General features: G+C 33.7%; 1 protein-coding gene. It reads left to right on the top strand.

The window, feature by feature from the left end; genetic code table 11:
• Positions 1-329 (top strand): hypothetical protein (locus HC176_RS18380; RefSeq protein ID WP_167920429.1); only part of this gene is annotated, 329 nt, incomplete at both ends.

Below are 329 nucleotides of genomic sequence, written 5' to 3'. Positions count from 1 at the left end.
AGAAACTACAGTAATCCATTAAATCAGGCTCATAAACCAGAATATGATGAAAAAGGGAATAAAGGGACAATAATTGAAAACAGGATTAACTTGGGAATTACACCTTTCTATAAGTTTCCTGCAACCATCCATCAGGAATTTAATGTAGCATTATATGATGCTGATTTTATTTTTGATAACAATAGGTTTGAATTAAATTACTATGATGCTGAAAACAAACCTATACCGATGGATAAAATCCATCAGGTTCAAAGACGCTTCAAGGAGGAGGAAACATATAACATGTTCGGCGAAGTGGTTAAATCCAACTTCGACTACATTCAGCTCAA

This window comes from Tamlana crocina (genome assembly GCF_012037625.1).
This window is presented reverse-complemented; position numbering and strand designations above follow the sequence as displayed.